17 protein-coding genes are annotated in these 17,477 nt (G+C 72.6%); 6 read left to right on the top strand and 11 right to left on the bottom strand.

What is annotated here, in order from left to right; genetic code table 11:
- The first annotated feature begins 114 nt into the window (after positions 1–114).
- Positions 115–900 carry a hypothetical protein gene (locus tag OG393_RS26135; RefSeq protein ID WP_327377149.1) on the top strand — a complete coding sequence of 262 codons (786 nt, stop codon included), beginning with the start codon at positions 115–117 and terminating at the stop codon, positions 898–900.
- A gap of 102 nt (positions 901–1,002) precedes the next feature.
- Here the strand turns inward: OG393_RS26135 and OG393_RS26130 are convergent, their stop codons facing one another.
- The 3 genes from OG393_RS26130 to OG393_RS26120 all read right to left on the bottom strand — a co-directional run bounded on the left by OG393_RS26130 (position 1,003) and on the right by OG393_RS26120 (position 3,228).
- Positions 1,003–1,242: a chaplin gene (locus OG393_RS26130; protein WP_327377148.1), complete on the bottom strand. Its 240-nt coding sequence runs from the start codon at positions 1,240–1,242 to the stop codon at positions 1,003–1,005.
- 191 nt (positions 1,243–1,433) lie between these two features.
- On the bottom strand, positions 1,434–2,078 hold the full coding sequence (locus tag OG393_RS26125; RefSeq protein WP_327377147.1) for a response regulator transcription factor: 645 nt from the start codon (positions 2,076–2,078) through the stop codon (positions 1,434–1,436).
- A complete protein-coding gene (locus OG393_RS26120; protein ID WP_327377146.1) occupies positions 2,071–3,228 on the bottom strand; it encodes a GAF domain-containing sensor histidine kinase in 1,158 nt (385 codons plus the stop codon). The genes OG393_RS26125 and OG393_RS26120 overlap by 8 nt, the downstream gene beginning before the upstream one ends.
- A gap of 376 nt (positions 3,229–3,604) precedes the next feature.
- On the opposite strand from OG393_RS26120, the gene OG393_RS26115 reads away from it, so the two are divergent.
- Both OG393_RS26115 and OG393_RS26110 read left to right on the top strand, forming a co-directional pair.
- Entirely contained in the window at positions 3,605–4,051 is a 447-nt protein-coding gene (locus OG393_RS26115; protein WP_327377145.1) for an S-adenosylmethionine:tRNA ribosyltransferase-isomerase, read from the top strand.
- Positions 4,052–4,550: 499 nt separating this feature from the next.
- Complete coding sequence (locus OG393_RS26110) at positions 4,551–5,309, top strand: transglycosylase SLT domain-containing protein (RefSeq protein WP_327377144.1); 759 nt, start codon at positions 4,551–4,553, stop codon at positions 5,307–5,309.
- Positions 5,310–5,436: 127 nt separating this feature from the next.
- On the opposite strand, the gene OG393_RS26105 is transcribed toward OG393_RS26110, so the two are convergent.
- Positions 5,437–7,962, bottom strand: coding sequence for an ABC transporter ATP-binding protein/permease (locus OG393_RS26105; protein WP_327377143.1), 2,526 nt, complete (start codon positions 7,960–7,962; stop codon positions 5,437–5,439).
- Positions 7,963–8,217: 255 nt separating this feature from the next.
- Here OG393_RS26105 and OG393_RS26100 point away from each other — a divergent pair, with 255 nt between their 5' ends.
- Both OG393_RS26100 and serB read left to right on the top strand, forming a co-directional pair.
- Positions 8,218–9,960 (top strand): streptophobe family protein, encoded by a 1,743-nt coding sequence (locus tag OG393_RS26100; protein WP_327377142.1) that lies wholly within the window; start codon positions 8,218–8,220, stop codon positions 9,958–9,960.
- A 153-nt stretch (positions 9,961–10,113) separates the two neighbouring features.
- On the top strand, positions 10,114–11,328 hold the full coding sequence (gene serB, locus OG393_RS26095; RefSeq protein WP_327377141.1) for a phosphoserine phosphatase SerB: 1,215 nt from the start codon (positions 10,114–10,116) through the stop codon (positions 11,326–11,328).
- A 236-nt stretch (positions 11,329–11,564) separates the two neighbouring features.
- Here the strand turns inward: serB and OG393_RS26090 are convergent, their stop codons facing one another.
- The 4 genes from OG393_RS26090 to OG393_RS26075 form a co-directional block, all read right to left on the bottom strand.
- Complete coding sequence (locus OG393_RS26090; protein WP_327377140.1) at positions 11,565–12,083, bottom strand: SixA phosphatase family protein; 519 nt, start codon at positions 12,081–12,083, stop codon at positions 11,565–11,567.
- A 47-nt stretch (positions 12,084–12,130) separates the two neighbouring features.
- On the bottom strand, positions 12,131–12,379 hold the full coding sequence (locus OG393_RS26085) for a hypothetical protein (protein WP_327377139.1): 249 nt from the start codon (positions 12,377–12,379) through the stop codon (positions 12,131–12,133).
- A gap of 146 nt (positions 12,380–12,525) precedes the next feature.
- A complete protein-coding gene (locus OG393_RS26080) occupies positions 12,526–12,642 on the bottom strand; it encodes an SGM_5486 family transporter-associated protein (RefSeq protein ID WP_327377138.1) in 117 nt (38 codons plus the stop codon).
- 17 nt (positions 12,643–12,659) lie between these two features.
- Entirely contained in the window at positions 12,660–13,982 is a 1,323-nt protein-coding gene (locus OG393_RS26075) for a CynX/NimT family MFS transporter (protein WP_327377137.1), read from the bottom strand.
- Between the two features lie 63 nt (positions 13,983–14,045).
- Here OG393_RS26075 and OG393_RS26070 point away from each other — a divergent pair, with 63 nt between their 5' ends.
- The gene (locus OG393_RS26070) at positions 14,046–14,750 is read left to right on the top strand and encodes a FadR/GntR family transcriptional regulator (RefSeq protein ID WP_327377136.1); all 705 of its coding nucleotides are present in this window, start codon (positions 14,046–14,048) and stop codon (positions 14,748–14,750) included.
- On the opposite strand, the gene OG393_RS26065 is transcribed toward OG393_RS26070, so the two are convergent.
- The 3 genes from OG393_RS26065 to fabG all read right to left on the bottom strand — a co-directional run bounded on the left by OG393_RS26065 (position 14,704) and on the right by fabG (position 16,855).
- Positions 14,704–15,105, bottom strand: coding sequence for a hypothetical protein (locus OG393_RS26065; protein ID WP_327377135.1), 402 nt, complete (start codon positions 15,103–15,105; stop codon positions 14,704–14,706). The two genes, OG393_RS26070 and OG393_RS26065, sit on opposite strands and share 47 nt — an antisense overlap.
- A 263-nt stretch (positions 15,106–15,368) precedes the next feature.
- Complete coding sequence (gene fabI / locus OG393_RS26060) at positions 15,369–16,145, bottom strand: enoyl-ACP reductase FabI (RefSeq protein WP_327377134.1); 777 nt, start codon at positions 16,143–16,145, stop codon at positions 15,369–15,371.
- A gap of 5 nt (positions 16,146–16,150) precedes the next feature.
- The gene (gene fabG, locus OG393_RS26055; RefSeq protein WP_327377133.1) at positions 16,151–16,855 is read right to left on the bottom strand and encodes a 3-oxoacyl-[acyl-carrier-protein] reductase; all 705 of its coding nucleotides are present in this window, start codon (positions 16,853–16,855) and stop codon (positions 16,151–16,153) included.
- Between the last annotated feature and the right edge of the window lie 622 nt (positions 16,856–17,477).

Here is a 17,477-nt window from a genome sequence, read left to right as displayed (position 1 = left end):
GTGGGCGCGGCGTCCAGGGAAAACCTACGCCACTGACGGAGCGGGGCGGTCCTCAGGTTCGCCGTTGGGTCCGGTGCCCCCTTGCCCAGCCGTCGGAGTCCCTAGGCTGGGGGCATGTTTTCGGAACCACGCTCAGGGCGTCTGGCCGCTTGGGGCAATGCCCTGTCGGCCGGGTCGGTGTCGCCGGACGAGGCGGCGTCGGCCATTGTCGGGGAGGACGCGGTGCACCGCGTCGAGGGGCTGCCGGGTGAGGCGACGCCGGTCGGGCTGACGCTGGCGCTGGGGCGGCTGCGGGTGCTCGGGGTGACCGGGTGGCGGGTGGCGCTGCCCGCGCCGGGGCATCCGCTGGGGCTGAGCGGACCGGCGGAGTTCAACGCGCGGGCGATGGAGGCCGAGGAGGCGGTGACCGGTTTCGGCGCGCCGTACGGTCTCGTGCCTCGGGTCACCGAGATGGGTCCGGCGGGTGACGTGCGGGTGGAGGTCGTCTGGCGGTGCCTGGCGGTGCGGGAGGCTCCGCCGGCCGACGTGCCCTCGCTGGGCGAGGCGGAGCGGGAGCTCGCGGAGGCGCTGCGGGATGCCACGACGGCGCTGACCAGACTGGACGTGGCGGCCTCGGGCCCGGCGGCGGACGCCGCGCGGGAGGCGTACCGGGCTCGCGCGGAAGCGGGAGCCGAGATCCTGGCCCCCGGGTACCCGCCGCGCGCGGTGCGGGTCCTGGAGCTGGCGCGGCGGGTGGGGCTGCTGGTCGGGCTGGCGTACGACGGCGGTCACGGGGGCGCTGCGAGCGCGTCGGAGATGGCCGCGCGGGGTGCGGCGCTGCGGCCGGTGGAGCGGGTGGCGCGCCGTGCCCGGGTCGCGGCGTACAACGCCTACGTGGAGGAGCGGGAGCGGGAACGCTGAGGTCCCGCGCGTGGTGCGGCCGTGTCGCGGCGCCCGGCGCGGGAGCGCGTGAGGCCCGGCCTCCGGGGGGATCGTCCGGGGGCCGGGCCTGGGGCGCCGGGGTCAGCCGTTGGCGGCGGTATTGCCGAAGGCCGGGTTGAGCAGGCCGACCACGTTGATGGTGTTGCCGGAGACGTTCACGGGAACGTGCACCGGGGCCTGCACCAGGTTGCCGGAGGCGACACCCGGCGATTCGAGGGCCTGGCCGTGCGCGTCCGCCTGGGCGGAGGCGACCCCCGCGCCGGCGGCGACGATGCCCCCGGCGACCATGGTGAGGGCGGCGGCCTTCTTGAGCTTCTTCACTTTCGGGTTCCTCCTGGTATCCGCTGCGGCCGGGCCGCCGCAGCACGCCATGGAGAACGCCACCACCCTCTCCGGGTTGCGCCGAACGGGGGACATACACCCGACGGTATGAAGAAGGGAACGGAAGTCCTCTTCCGTTCCCTTCCTCCGTTCCGCCGGCCGAGCGCCGGGCCACTCAGGCACTCAGGCACTCAGGCACTCAGGCCGTGCCGTACCGCCCACAACGCCGCCTGGGTCCGGTCGGCCAGATCGAGCTTCATCAGGATGTTCGAGACGTGCGTCTTGACGGTCTTCTCCGAGAGCACCAGCGCCCTCGCGATCTCCCGGTTGGACCGCCCGTCAGCGATGAGTCGGAGGACCTCGCGCTCGCGTTCCGTGAGGGTGGAGCCGCGGCCCGTGCCGCTCGGCGCGTCCTCCTGCGAGAGGAGGGCCCCGGCCACCTCGGGCTGGAGCAGGACGTGGCCCGCGTGGACGGAGCGGATGGCCCCGGCCAGCGCCTCGGGGTCCACGTCCTTGTAGACGTACCCGGAGGCACCCGCGCGCAGCGCGGGGACGACCGTGCGCTGCTCGGTGAAGCTGGTGACGATCAGCACCCGTGCCGGGTTGGCGAGCTCGCGCAGCTTGCGCAGGGCCTCGATGCCGTCCATGCCGGGCATCCTGACGTCCATCAGGATGACGTCGGGCCGCAGCTCCTCGGCCCGCTCGATCCCGTCCGCGCCGTCGGCCGCCTCGCCGACGACCTCTATGTCGTCCTGGACCTCCAGGAAGGTCCGCAGCCCGCGCCGGACGACCTGGTGGTCGTCGACGAGCAGGACGCGAATGGTCTTCTCAGCCACCGGGGACCTCCATCTCGATCGTGGTGCCTCGGCCGGGCGCCGATGTCACGGTGAGTCGCCCGCCGACGCCGCCGGCCCGGTCCCGCATGGAGACGAGTCCCAGGTGCCGGCCGGCGCTGCGGACCGTACGGGGTTCGAAGCCCGTGCCGTCGTCCCGGACGGTGAGCAGGGCACCCTGGCCGCGCCTGGCGAGGGAGACCGCGACGAGGGCCGGCCGGGCGTGCCGCAGCGCGTTGTGCAGGGCTTCCTGAGCGACCCGCAGGAGGGCTTCCTCCTGAGCGGCGGGCAGGGCGCGCATCCCGGGGCTGTCGAAGGTGACGCGGGCGCTGTGGGCGCGGTCCAGCACCTGGATCTGCGTCCGCAGGGTGTGGACGAGACCGTCCTCGTCGAGCGCGGCCGGCCGCAGCTCGACGACGGCGGCGCGCAGCTCGTCCGCGGCCTCCGCGGCGAGGGCGGCCACCTGCTGGAGTTCGCCCTTCGCACGGACCGGGTCGCGGTCCACGAGGGCGGCGGCGGCCTGGGCGGTGAGCCGCAGTGAGAAGAGCTTCTGACTGACGGCGTCGTGCAGCTCGTGGGCGAGGCGGGAACGTTCCTCCGCGATGGTGAGCTCACGGCTGCGCTCGTACAGGCGGGCGTTGGTCAGGGCGATGGCGGCGTGCTGGGCGAGGATCGCGAGCAGTTCCTCGTCCCCGGCGGTGAACCCGCAGCCGTCCCCGGGGGCCGGTCGCGTGTCGCGGCAGCGCTTGTTCGCCAGGAAGAGCGCGCCGATGGTCTCCTCGCCGTCCCGGATGGGCATGCCGAGGAAGTCGGACATCTCCGGGTGGGCGGGGGGCCAGCCCTCGAAGCGCGGGTCCTTCCGGACGTCGGCGAGCCGCTCGGGCTCGGCCCGGTGGAGCATGGCGGCGAGGATGCCGTGCTGGCGTGGCAGCGGGCCGATGGCGCGCCACTGCTCCTCGCCGACGCCGTCGACCACGAACTGGGCGAAGCCGCCGTGGTCGTCCGGCACCCCCAGGGCCGCGTACTCGGCGTCGAGCAGCTCGCGCGCGGAGGCCACGATCGTCTTGAGGACGTCGCGCACCTCCAGGTGGCGGCTCATCGCCAGCAGTGCGGTGCTCACGGCGGCGAGGCCGGAGCGCGGTCGATGACTCATGCACTCACCGTACCGGTGAGGTGTGACGGTGCGTATCCGTCCGGAGACGGCCCCGGTCCGGGACCACGGGCCTAGGTGTATTGATCACGGACGTGTTGCGAGAGTCCCTCCCGGTCCGTGACGCCTGGCACGCACGCTCCCCGCGTTGTCGGAGTCATCCGAGTACGACGCCCGGTACGAGGACGATCCTCCGCCTCGCGATCGCACGCACCAGGCGCCGCGGGCCCCGCCCTCCGGGCGGACGCAGCTGCTTCCGCGACACGCCCTGGGTCGAAGTGCCGTGCCCGGTCGGGGCCCCTGGAGGACGAGGCGGCGGGCCGGGTCGCTGCCGGACCCTGGACGGCGTCGGGGCGAAGGCCGGTACCGAGGGGGATGGATGTCATGGCTGTCGCGATCGTCACGGGCGCGTCGAAGGAGCTGGGCCGGGCGCTGGCGAGCGCGCCGGACGGGCGGGGCTGGGACCTGGTGCTGGACGCCCGGTCGGCGGGTGTACCAGACGGTGTTCTGCTGGCCCTCGCCGAATGGTGCGGGTTCGGCGGAGATGCCGAGCGCGGGCCGGCCGTTCACGGCGGGGCTGGTGGCGGAGCCGGAGCGGCGGGGCGTGCGGTTCGCCCGCTCACGCTGCACACGGGGGTGGCGTCGGCGGACGCACGAGCCGCCCTACCCGGAACGCTTCGCGGTACCGGCGGCGACGGGCGCGGCTGGTCGCGGCGGCGCGGACGGACGGGTCATGGCGGTCGGGACCACGGTCGTGCGCGCCCTGGAGTCCGCGGTGGACGCGTCGGGGGCCGTGGGGCGTCGGGGTGGACGGATCTGGTGGTGACGCCGGCGCGTGGTGTGCGGGTGGTCGACGGGCTGCTGACGGGCTGCACGAGCCGGTGGCCTCGCACCTGCTGATGCTGGAGGCGATCGCGGGGGCCCGCGCCGCACCGGGCGTACACGGCGGTGCGGGAGCGGCAGCACCTCTTGCACGAGTTCGGGGACGTCCATCTCCTCCTCCCGAAGGGTTCCCGTCACCGCTCGCATTGCTGATGCAACACCTGGTCAGTTCGTTACCTGGCCAATGTGAGCCCGCACATAGGACCCATGTCACTTACTAGTACCCCTAGTGGACGCATAAGGGACAGATCAGTACGCCAAAACGGGCATTGCAGGGGTTTCGGGGCGAAGATCGCGGGCCGCTGATCCACTACCCGGGGTCGTAGATCACACCTTTGCCAGGGCATTTTGCCGCCGCTAAGAATTGCAGCCGTCGCCGCCGAGGAGGCGCAGTGCCGCCCCCGGCCTGAGCGACCCCCTGCTATTCGAAGAGGTAGTCCTGCATGTCTGCGAACACTTCTGGCCTTCGCCGTCTGACCAAGACCCACAAGGCATCGATCGCCGGTGTCGCCACGCTTGGCGCCGCAGCTCTCGCCTTCTCTCTCGTCCCGGGCAACGCGGCCGCCGAGGTGGAGCCTCAGGCGCTGGCGAACACCCAGCAGGCCGCTTGGGCGTACAACGCCGACAGCACGCAGGCCAAGGCCCTGCGTGCGAGCCTGACCGACCAGCACACCACGGTGGGCCTCAAGGCCAAGCAGGAGGCGGAGGCTGCGGCCAAGGCCACCGCGAAGGCGAAGGCCGAGGCGGCGGCGAAGGCCAAGGCCAAGGCCGAGGCGGCGGCCAAGGCGAAGGCCGCCGCCGCGAAGGCGAAGGCCGAGGCCAAGAAGCGCGCCGCGGCGAAGACCGCCGCGAGCCGCGCCGCCGCGCGCAAGCCCGTCTTCGCGAACAACCTCGACGGCTGGATCCGCGAGGCGCTGTACATCATGGACAAGCACGACATTCCGGGCAGCTACCACGGCCTGCACAAGAACATCATGCGTGAGTCCAGCGGCAACCCGCGGGCCATCAACAACTGGGACATCAACGCCATCAACGGCGTGCCCTCGAAGGGGCTCCTCCAGGTCATCTACCCGACCTTCAAGGCATACCACGTGCCCGGCACCAAGTTCGACCAGTACGACCCGGTCGCCAACATCGTCGCCGCCGCCAACTACGCGGCCGACCGCTACGGCTCGATCGACAACGTCAACAGCGCCTACTGAGCGCGCTGAGAGCCTGTCGGGCGGCCTTCGGCCGAGACGGGCTCCGAGGCGGCGACGCCGGAGGGCGGCACCCACAGGGGTGCTGCCCTCCGGCGTCGCCGCGGGCGTGTACCGCCCGTGAGCACGGTTACTTCCGCATGACCTCCGGCTCGTGGCGGCGCAGCAGGCGCGCCACGGCGAAGCCACAGGCGACGCCGATGAGGAGCAGGATCGTGAGGTTGAGGCCCCACTGGCCGACGGTGTGTTCCCACAGGGGGTCCAGGTTGGCCGGGTCCTCGCGGTCCCACGGCGGCATCAGGTGCGCGAGGTCGAGGGTCGAGCCCGCGGCGGCGATGGCCCAGCGCGAGGGCATCAGCCAGGCGAACTGCTCCAGGCCCGGCGAGTCGTACACCTGGAACAGGATGCCGGTGAAGACGACCTGGACGATCGCGAACATCACGAGCAGCGGCATCGTCTTCTCGGCGGTCTTCACCAGCGAGGAGATGACCAGGCCGAACATCATCGAGGTGAAGCCGAGCGCGATGATCGTGACGCACAGCTCGACGGCCGGCGGCAGGACGAGACCCTCCGCGGGCAGCTCGCGGGTGGCGAAGCCGATGCCGCAGATGATCACGCCCTGGACGGCGGTGATCAGGCCGAGGACGATGACCTTGGACATCAGGTACGCCGAGCGGGACAGGCCGGTGGCCCGTTCCCGTTCGTAGATGACCCGTTCCTTGATCAGTTCGCGGACGGAGTTGGCGGCGCCGGAGAAGCATATGCCGACGGCGAGGATCAGCATGATCGTGCCGGCGTCGCCGTTGAACCGGGACGGCGGCTTCGGCGGGGCCAGGCCGAAGTCGGCGGGGATGACGACCGAGACCACGCCGAGGACGGCCGGCAGGATCACCATCAGGCCGATGAAGCCCTTGTCGGAGGCGATCACCGAGGCGTAGCGGCGGATCAGCGTCCACAGCTGGGACCCCCAGCCCTGCGGCTTGGGCGGTCTGGCCATCGCCTGCTGCGACATCTGGACCGGCTGCGCGGCCACCGCGTCGATGTCCGCGGCGTACATCTGGTAGTGCTGCGATCCCTTCCAGCGGCCCGCCCAGTCGTAGTCGCGGTAGTTCTCGAAAGCGGAGAAGACGTCGGCCCAGGTGTCGTAGCCGAAGAAGTTCAGCGCCTCCTCCGGCGGGCCGAAGTAGGCGACCGAGCCGCCGGGCGCCATCACCAGGAGCTTGTCGCACAGACCGAGCTCGGCGACCGAGTGGGTCACGACGAGGACCGTACGGCCGTCGTCGGCCAGGGCCCGCAGCAGCTGCATGACGTCACGGTCCATGCCCGGGTCGAGGCCGGAGGTCGGCTCGTCGAGGAAGATCAGCGAGGGCTTGGTGAGGAGCTCCAGAGCGACGGAGACCCGCTTGCGCTGACCACCGGAGAGGGAGGTGACCTTCTTCTCCTTGTGAGGGTCGAGCTTCAGCTCGCGCAGCACCTCGTCGATGCGGGCCTCGCGCTCGGCGGCCGCGGTGTCGCCGGGGAAGCGGAGCTTGGCCGCGTACCGGAGCGCCTTCTGGACGGTCAGCTCCTTGTGCAGGATGTCGTCCTGCGGAACCAGCCCGATGCGCTGGCGCAGTTCGGCGAACTGCCGGTAGAGGCTCCGGTTGTCGTAGAGGACGTCGCCCTCGTTGGCCGGGCGGTATCCGGTGAGCGCCTTGAGGAGCGTGGACTTGCCCGAGCCGGACGGACCGATGACGCCGATCAGCGACTTCTCCGGGACGCCGAAGGAGACGTCCCGGAGGATCTGCTTGCCGTCGTCGACCGTGACGGTGAGGTGCCGGGCCGAGAAGGAGACCTCGCCGGTGTCGACGAACTCCTCGAGCTGGCCGCCGACGATGCGGAAGGTCGAGTGGCCGACGCCGACGATGTCGTTCGGGCCGATGAGGACCGAGCCGTTCTTGGCGATCGGCTGACCGTTGACGTAGGTGCCGTTGTGGGAGCCGAGGTCATGGATCTCGAAGCGGCCGTCGGGCGTCGCGCGGAACTCCGCGTGGTTGCGCGAGACCTGGAGGTCGGAGACGACCAGTTCGTTCTCGAGCGCGCGGCCGATCCGCATGACGTGGCCGAGGGCCAGCTGGTGGAAGGTGGTGGGGCTGCGGTCACCGTAGACCGGCGGCGCGCCCGCGGCGGCGCCCTGGCCGCCCTGCTGCTCCGGGAACCGGGGCGGCTGGAACTGCGGCTGCCCGCCCTGCTGCTGGGGCGGGGCCTGGTGAGGCGGGGTCTGCTGGGCGGCCCAGCCGGCCGGGGCGCCGGGCTGCGGCGCGGGCTGCGCCGGCGGGGCCTGGGCCGCGGCGGCCTGGTGCGCAGGGGCACCGGCGGCGGCGAGATCCAGCCGCGGGCCGTCGGTCGCGTTGCCGAGGTGGAGGACCGAGCCGGGGCCGATCTCCAACTGGTGGACCCGTCGGCCCTGCGCGTAGGTGCCGTTGGTGGAGCCGTGGTCCTCGATGACCCAACTCCGCCCGCTCCAGCTCACGGTGGCATGACGCCACGACACCCTGGAGTCGTCGATCACCAGGTCGCCCTGTGGATCGCGTCCGAGCGTGTACGACCTGGACGGATCGAGCGTCCAGGTCCTTCCGTTCAATTCCAGTACGAGTTCCGGCACTCCATGCCCCACTACTTGTCCCCCGATGCGCTCCCGTCGCGGGAGTCCAGGGATGGCGAACATCCGGGGGAACTATTTCAGGCCCGGTCCCCGATCCGAAAGTCGGGCGGTGTGAAGACCCGGCGCGGACGCGCGGCGGACGCGCTCCCCCGGCGTGTGCGCGAGCCGTTGACAGCAGGAGAAATCAGCCCGGAGAGTGGTAAGCGCCCACGAGTGCGTACGGATCATGCACGAAGTGGGCAACTCGGCATCGGTCAGGGGGCTCTGGTGACGGCGAGAGGTGACCGGGGACGAGCGTCCCCGATCGAGGTGATCCTGGGCTCGGTCGCCGCCGTGGGCTGGGCGCTGGTGGGGATGACGGCGACCGCGGCACTGGGGCTGCGTCTCCTGGGCGCGGACACGGTGGGCGATCTCGGCCCGATGACCGCCGCCGTGGTCGTGCTGGCCGTGGGCGGTTCGGTGACACCGAGGGGCGACGTCTCCGCGTACGGGCTGGAGGGGGCGGCGGCGCGGACCGCGGTCGATTTCACGCCACTCGGGGTCGCCCTGGTGGGGGCGTCGATCCTCGGCTTCCTCCTGTTGCGCTCACTACGGCACCGCGGGCCGTACATCCCGGTGGCGGAACTCACCTTCCGCGTGGTGGTCCTGACGGCCGTGTTCCTGGCGGCCGTGGGCGGACTGGCCTGGGCCGGCCACGACGTGGTGACGATCGACGGGACCGCCTGGGGTACCGGGACGCCGCCGGGCGGGGACGGCGGGCTCCGTGTGCCGGGGCTCGGGGACGTCGGGGGACTGCTGCCGGACCGGCTCGGAGACCTGGTGGACGCGAAGGCGTCGGTGGGCTTCTCGGTGGACACGGCCGAGTCACTGACGGGCGCGGCACGCTGGGTCCTGGCGGTGGTCCTCCTCGCGTTGCTCTGCTCCCGGCGGGCGCCGCTTCCCCCGGGGCGGTTCTCCGACGCGCTGCGGCGCACGGTGCGGCCGGCGGCCTCGGCGCTGGCCGCCGCGGGGCTGGTGACGCTGGCCGCCGGCTACGCCGCGGCCGGGTATGCCGCGGCCGGTGACGACCATCCCCGCCGGGTGCTGGGGGCGGCGCTGCTCGGTGCCCCGAACGGCGTCGGGGTCGGCGTCCCGCTCGGCCTGTTCGTGCCGTGGAGCGGCGCCGTGCGCGGCTCGGCGGCGAAGGGTCTGCCCGGCCCGCTGGACGCGCTGCTGGGCTCGGGCGGGCCGTCGGTGAGCCGTCCGGTGACGGTGGCGCGGCTCGCCGAGCTGGACGGGACCGTCTGGCTGCTCGCGGTCGCCGCGGGGGCGATGATGCTGAGCGCCGGCGTGCTGGCGGCGTCCCGGACGCCTCGCGGCGGGCTCGGGCGGTGGGCGTTCGCGGGGCGGTGCGGGGCACGGCTGGCCGTGGTGACGGCTCCGGCGCTCCTGGTGGTGGTGCTGTGGAGCGGGGTGTCTGTGGACGCCTCGCTGTCGGTTCTGGGGATCGACGCCTTCGACACGGGGGTGGAGCTGCACGGGAACCCGTCGGCGGCTCTGGTGCTGGGGGCCCTGTGGGGCGGGGTCGCGGGAGCGGTGGGGGCGCTGGTGGCCGGCGGGCGGTCGGTCCCGGGGAGAGGGGACCCGGGGGCGCCGCTGCCGGGGGCGCCGCTGCCGGGCCCGTACGTCCCGTCGCGGCCGTACGTGCCGCCGGGCGGTGAGCGGAATCCCTACACGGACGGAGAGGACGGCGGGGACGGCCACGGAGGCGGCGGGGAGGGCCACGGTCTGCACGCCGCGCCGACCGTGGCGGGGCCGATCCGCTTCCCCGGCCGCGGGCAGGGTCGTGACGGCCGGCCCCGTGGAGGCGCCCGGAGCGGTGGTGGTCCCGGTCCTGGTGAGGGTCCCCGGCGCGGTCGTGACTTCGGTCCCGTCGTGCCTCCACCACCCACTCCCCCACCGCACCCGCCGGATCGCCCGGGCCACCGGAGCGGCCCTGCGCCGCCGGACGGACGCCCGGGAGGGGGCTGAGAGCCTGTCGGGCGGGCTCCGGCCGGGCGTCCCGTCGCCGGCACGCGGCGGTGTCCGGGAGCCCGGAGCGGAGCCCGCCGAGGCCGGCAGGGGTGTCCGGCACTCGGGACGGGGAGGCTGGTGGCACCCCGTGCCCGATACGGTGGAGGCACCATGAGCGCATCGCAGACCTCAGACGTTCCCACTCTTCTCGTCAAGATCTTCGGGAAGGACCGTCCCGGGATCACCGCCGGGCTCTTCGACACCCTCGCCGCCTACTCCGTCGACGTCGTGGACATCGAGCAGGTCGTGTCCCGCGGCCGGCTCGTCCTGTGCGCGCTCGTCACCGAGCCGACCGTCGCCTCGCAGGGCGAGTTGCGCGCCACCGTGCACAGCTGGGCCGAGTCGTTGAAACTGCAGGCCGAGATCATCTCGGGTACCGGTGACAACCGGCCACGCGGCAGCGGCCGTTCGCACGTCACCGTCCTCGGGAACCCGCTGACGGCCGAATCGACGGCGGCCATAGCGTCGAGGATCGCCGGGACCGGCGGCAACATCGACCGGATCTTCCGCCTCGCGAAGTACCCGGTCACGGCTGTCGAGTTCGCCGTCTCCGGGTGTGAGACGGAGCCGCTGCGGACCGCGCTGGCCACCGCGGCCTCCGAGATCGGCGTGGACGTGGCGGTCGTCTCCGCCGGACTGCACCGTCGTGCGCAGCGCCTCGTCGTCATGGACGTCGACTCCACGCTGATCCAGGACGAGGTCATCGAGCTGTTCGCGGCCCATGCGGGCTGCGAGGACAAAGTCGCCGAGGTCACCGCCGCGGCGATGCGCGGGGAGCTGGACTTCGAGCAGTCGTTGCACGCCCGGGTGGCGTTGCTCGCCGGGCTCGACGCGTCCGTGGTCGACAAGGTCCGGGCCGAGGTGCGGCTCACCCCCGGCGCCCGGACCCTCATCCGGACGCTCAAGCGGCTCGGGTACCAGGTCGGCGTCGTCTCAGGCGGTTTCACGCAGGTCACGGACGACCTCCAGGAGAAGCTGGGGCTCGACTTCGCCTCGGCGAACACCCTGGAGATCGTGGACGGCAGGCTGACCGGACGGGTCACCGGCGAGATCGTGGACCGCGCCGGAAAGGCGCGGCTGCTGCGCCGGTTCGCCACCGAGGCCGGGGTGCCGCTGGCGCAGACCGTGGCGATCGGCGACGGGGCCAACGACCTGGACATGCTGAACGCCGCCGGGCTCGGGGTGGCCTTCAACGCCAAGCCCGTCGTGCGGGAGGCCGCCCACACCGCGGTGAACGTGCCCTTCCTCGATGCCGTGCTCTACCTCCTGGGCATCACCCGCGAGGAGGTGGAGGCCGCGGACGGCGGCGAGGACCTGCTGCACTGACGGACGGCAGAAGACCCGGTCACCGTGGGGGTGACCGGGTCTTCTGTCGTCTCCGTGTGGATGCCGGAGGGTTCGGAGCCTGTCGGACGGCCGCGGCCGGAAGGCGGGCGCGGCAAGGCGCGGCGTCCGGAGAACCGGCCCGGCCCTCTTAAGCTCAGAGCCTGTCGGATGACCTCTGACCGGGCGGTCACGCCCTGGCACGCCCGCCTGTCGGTCGAAGGCCACCCGGCAGGCTCTCAGTCGTGCGGGGCCCAGTAGTCGAGCAGGGTGCCGACGCCGTGCTCCACCGACTTCCAGGAGCCGTTGAAGCCGACGACGGCGAAGGCCGCGGTCGGGAAGCCGCCGCGGGTCATCCGGGCCAGCGCGTCGCCCTCCGCCGAGCCCGCGAGGGCGTCGGAGAGCGCGTGCATGCCGGGGTTGTGCCCGATGACGAGGAGGTCGTCCACCTCGTCGGAGGTCTCGTTGAGCAGGGCGATGAGCTCGCCGAGCGATGCCTCGTACAGCCGATCCTCGTACACGGTCCTGGGGCGGTGAGGCAGCTCTTGGACGGCCAGCTTCCAGGTCTCACGCGTCCTGACGGCGGTCGAGCAGAGAGCCAGATCGAAGGAGATCCCGGTGTCGGCGATCCTGCGGCCCGCCACCGGCGCGTCCGTGCGGCCGCGCTCGGCGAGCGGTCGCTCGTGGTCGGACACCTGGGGCCAGTCGGCCTTGGCATGCCGGAGCAGCACAATCCTGCGGGGTGTATCGACGCTCATGGGTTCCAGCTTCGCATGAAACCGCCCGTCGGGCGCAGGGTGTTGAGTCAGTGGGGCAGCGTGTGCCGGATCTGTTCGAGGGGCCGGGTGACGCCCGGGTCGCCGCCGGTGGCGACGGCCCCGCCGGAGTGCGTCATCAGGGCGAAGAGCACGACGAACGCGGCCACCGGGAGCGTGAGGGACCACCAGGGAAGACGGGCGTCGAGGCCGCCGGCGGACGGTGCCGTGGCCGGGGTGCGGGTGTGGGCCGGCATGGCCGCCTCCGTGGGGTGGGTCGTCCGGTGCGTGGTCTCCAACGTACGGAGCCTGGAACGCCGGTCCCATCCGGTGATCCACCCACTTCACCCTGACACCGGCCCTTAGGGGACCGGGGGACAGCCCCCCTCCGCGCCCGGCGCGAAGCCGGGGGCCCGAGTGATGCTCACGCTCTGCCCCGGGGCGGTCACGGGGAGGCGAGGGTGGCGATGACGGCGATGACGACCGAGATCCCGAGCATCGCGCCGAGCACGAGCAGGAGCTTCTTCTGGCCGTTCTGGGGGTTCGGGTCGAGCACGGGCATGGCCCCAGTGTCGCATCTCAGCATTCGTCCTCGACCGCCCGGTCCCGTCCCGCGAGCGTCCCGACGATCATCTGGGGCAGCATCAGCCCCGCCATCAGCGCGAGGGGGAGTCCCCAGCCACCGCTGTGCTGGTAGAGGACACCGACCAGGAGGGGTCCGGGGACGGAGATCAGGTAGCCGACGCTCTGCGCGAAGGCGGAGAGCCGGACCACTCCGGCACCGGTGCGCGAGCGCATGCCGATCATGGTGAGGGCGAGCGGGAAGGCGCAGTTGGAGACGCCCAGGAGGAGGGCCCAGGCCCAGGCGCCTCCGGCGGGCGCGAGGTACAGGCCGGTGTAGCCGGCGAATCCGCACAGGCCGAGGGTCACGACGATCGGGCCCTGGTTCCTCAGCCGGGTGGCCAGCCGGGGGATGACGAAGGCGAGCGGTACGCCCATCACCATCGTCACGGCGAGCAGCACTCCGGCGGTGCCGGCCGGGACACCGGCGTCCCGGAAGATCTGCGGCATCCAGCCCATGGTGATGTAGGCGCCGGTGGCCTGGAGACCGAAGAAGACGCCGAGGGCCCACGCGGTGCGGCTGCGGGTGACGCGCGGCGGGGCGGCCTGTCCGTCGGCGGTGGGCCGGCCGGTGGAGCCCGCGCGCGGCCTGGTCCCGCGGTCGCGTGCCAGGGGGAGCCAGGGCAGGACGGCGCAGGCGGCGAGGATCGCCCAGACACCCAGTCCGGTACGCCAGCCGCCGCCCAGGGCCTCGGTCACGGGCACCGTCGCCGCGGCGGCGAGCGAGGTGCCGAGGGCGAGGGCCATGGAGTAGAGGCCGGTGACGGTGCCGACGCGGTCGGGGAAGTACCGCTTGACGATGACGGGCATCAGGACGTTGCTGACGGCGATGCCCATCAGGGCCAGGGCGCTGGCGGCGAGGAAGCCGACGGTGCCGGTGGCGAAGGGGCGGAGCGCGAGGCCGGCGAAGATCGCGGCCATGCCCGCGCAGACGACGGCGGCGGCGCCGAAGCGGCGGGCGAGGCGCGGGGCGGTGATGCCGAAGACCGCGAAGCAGAGCGGCGGGACGGAGGTGAGGACGCCCGCGGCGGTGCCGCTCATGTGGAGGCCGTCGCGGACCTCTTCGAGGAGGGCGCCGAGGCTGGTGATGGCGGGGCGGAGGTTGACCGCGGCGAGGACGAGCCCGACGACGACGAGGCGGACGGCCCAGGGGCCGGCGCGGTCCGGCACGGCGGAGCCGGCCGCGACGGGGGTGTCCGCCGGCGCGGTGGTGACGGGTGCGGCGGAGGAGACCAGGGCCGTTGGCGCGGCGGGGTCGAGGGTCTGCGGCTCGTCAGGCATGGCGCCATCATAGAATCATGGGATGATTGATTGTCCAATCCGAAACGACAGGCAGGTGTCCCCATGGCGCTCGGCACCCCCCGGCGTTCCGCGCTCTCCGATCAGGTGATCACCGAGCTTCGGAACCAGATCACCTCCGGCGAGTGGCCCGTGGGCTCACGCATCCCCACCGAGCCGGAACTCGTCGAACAGCTGGGCGTGGCCCGCAACACCGTTCGCGAGGCGGTGCGCGCCCTGGCGCACAACGGCCTGCTCGACATCCGCCAGGGCTCGGGCACCTACGTCCTGGCGACGAGCGAACTGGCGGGCGTCATGCACCGGCGGTTCGCGCACTCCGACCCCCGGCACGTGGCGGAGCTGCGGTCCACCCTGGAGTCCTCCGCCGCGCGCCTCGCGGCCCAGCGGCGGACGGAGCGGGATCTGCGGCAGCTGGAGACGCTGCTGGGCCGACGCGAGGAGGCGTGGGAGACGGGGGACGCGGAGCGCTTCGTGACGGCTGACGCCGCCTTCCACCACGCGGTGGTGGCGGCCTCCGGGAACGACGTACTGACCGAGGTGTACGCGGATCTGGGCGATGTGCTGCGGTCCTGGTTGCGCGATGACGTGGGCGGGGAACTGCGCCCGGAACACCACATGGACCACGCGCGCCTGGTCGAGGCCATCCGCACCCGGGACGCGGAGACGGCCGCGGTCGAGGCGGCCGGCTATCCGTTCCTGTGCCTCAGAGGTCCGGCGACGACGGAGCAGGCCCCGCCGGCTGGTGGGTGACCCAGGCGGTCCGGACCTCCTTCCAACACCGCCCGGTCACCTGGACGTAGGCGGTCGGGTCGACGTCGGCCGGGGCACTGTCGGTGTCGACGTCCCACCAACGGGCGCACTCGACGTGCAGCCGGACACGATCGGTGTCGGGGTAGGGGTTGTGGCAGTACGCGGTGACGCGCGAGCCCTGGACGACGGTGCGGCAGGAGGCGCCGAAGTCCTCGGGGTGTTCGCCGGGGGCGGAGGCGGTCGGGACGTCCTCGGTGGGGGTGGGAGCGGCGCGCACCTCGGCGGCGACGGCGATCCCGGTGAAGAGAACGGCGGCCGAGGCCAGCGCGGCGGACCTGTGGTGGAGCGCACGCATGCCCGTACCTCCTCCCCGTCAGTATCCGGAATGTCACGCTTGGACCATTTTGAGGTGGTTCGCCGAACTTTTCGACTCGGGACGGCGGGAGCACGACGGAGGCCGGGTGGCCGCCCCCATGAGGGGCGGCCACCCGGCCTCCGTTCGTCGCGCGGCGGCGGGACCGCTCCCGCCGCCGCGCGACAGGCGCCTCCAGGACGTGTTGCGGAAGTCCCGCGCATGCCAGGGCGTGACCACCCGGCCAGAGGCCACCCGACAGGCTCCTAGGCGCCGATCGCGTGCAGGCCGCCGTCGACGTGGACGATCTCGCCCGTGGTCTTCGGGAACCAGTCGGAGAGCAGGGCCACGATGGCACGGCCGGCCGGCTCCGGGTCGGACAGGTCCCACTGGAGCGGGGCGCGGCTGTCCCAGACGCTCGCCAGCTCGGAGAAGCCGGGGATGGACTTCGCGGCCATGGAACCGAGCGGACCGGCCGAGACCAGGTTGCAGCGGATGTCCTGCTTGCCGAGGTCGCGCGCCATGTAGCGGCTGGTGGCCTCCAGGGCGGCCTTGGTCGGGCCCATCCAGTCGTACTGCGGCCACGCGAACTGCGCGTCGAAGGTGAGGCCGACGACCGAACCGCCCTCGGTCATCAGCGGCAGCAGCGCCATCGTCAGCGACTTCAGCGAGAAGGCCGAGACGTGCATCGCCGTGGCGACGGACTCGAACGGCGTGTTCAGGAAGTTGCCGCCCAGGGCGTCCTGCGGGGCGAAGCCGATCGAGTGGACGACGCCGTCGAGCCGGTCGCCCAGCTGCTCGCGGACCTGGCCCTCCAGGCGTGCGAGGTGCGCGTCGTTGGAGACGTCCAGCTCCAGCACCTTGACCTTGTCGGGCCGGGGCAGCTTCTTGGCGATGCGCTCGGTCAGCGACGGCCGGGGCCAGGCGGTGAGAATGATCTCCGCGCCCTGCTCCTGGGCCAGCTTGGCGGCGTGGAAGGCGATGGAGGACTCCATCAGCACACCCGTGATCAGGATGCGCTTGCCCTCGAGGATTCCGCTCATGGTGATCAGTGACCCATGCCCAATCCGCCGTCAACCGGGATGACGGCTCCAGTGATGTACGAGGCGTCGTCCGAGGCGAGGAAGCGCACCGTGGCGGCGATCTCCCCGGGCTGCGCGTAGCGGCCCAGCGGCACCTGGGACACGATGCCCTTGCGCTGCTCCTCGGTGAGCACCTTGGTCATGTCGGTGTCGACGAAACCGGGTGCGACGACGTTGAACGTGATGTTGCGCGAACCGAGCTCGCGGGCGAGGGAACGGGCGAAGCCGACCAGGCCGGCCTTGGAGGCGGCGTAGTTCGCCTGCCCGGCCGAACCGAGCAGTCCGACGACGGAGGAGATCAGCACGACGCGGCCCTTCTTGGCCCGCAGCATGCCGCGGTTGGCGCGCTTGACCACGCGGAAGGTGCCGGTCAGGTTGGTGTCGACGACGACGGTGAAGTCCTCCTCGGACATCCGCATCAGCAGCTGGTCCTTGGTGACGCCGGCGTTGGCCACCAGCACCTCGACGGGACCGTGCTTCTCCTCGATCTCCTTGTACGCCCGCTCCACCTGCTCGGCGTCGGTGATGTCGCACTTGACGGCGAGGAAGCCGGCCGGCGGCTCACCGGACCGGTAGGTCACGGCGACCCTGTCGCCGGCCTCGACGAACGCCTGGGCGATGGCGAGGCCGATGCCCCGGTTTCCTCCGGTGACGAGAACCGAGCGGCTCAACTGATCACCCTTTCGATAGCGGTCTGGATACCGGAAACCTATCGGTCCGATCCGCCTCACGAGGAATCGGTCCCCGACAGTGCCTCAATCCGGTCCCTGTCGGGTCCCTACAGAACCGGCTTGAGGTGTCCCGGCTCCCGGCCCGCCGCGGCCGACCCGCGGCAGCGGGTCACGGCTCCCCGGGGCGGGGGCGCGCGGGCGCTCGTCTGAGGTGACCAGGCGGCGGACGGCGGCGGGGAAGCCGGGGGCGGCCGGACCTCCCGGCGACCGGGATCCCGGCTCCTTCCGTCCGTAGGATCTCGGCCACCGAACCGTCGGGATCGGCCAGTCCGCCCGGGTACGCCACGGCCCGTGTCCCCGGCCTCGTCGCGCGCCCGCGGGCGGCGCCGGTGTCCGTCGTCGTCACGCCGACCGCGTGGGCGGCGTTCACGGCAGTCGCGGGGAGTCACGCCCCGCGCGGCTGAAGCCGCACCGTGCGCGCCGTTCACGGGCGGTTGGGGGGAACGACTCCCGTACCCGCCCGTTCGTCCGCGGACCTCGTCCGGGTGACAGCACGTCACGGGGAACGGCCGGACCCGTGCCCGGTGTCGTGGGAAATCGCCGGACATGGTGCCCCCGGGCC

It is taken from the genome of Streptomyces sp. NBC_01216 (assembly GCF_035994945.1).
Lineage (GTDB): Bacteria > Actinomycetota > Actinomycetes > Streptomycetales > Streptomycetaceae > Streptomyces.
This window is presented reverse-complemented; position numbering and strand designations above follow the sequence as displayed.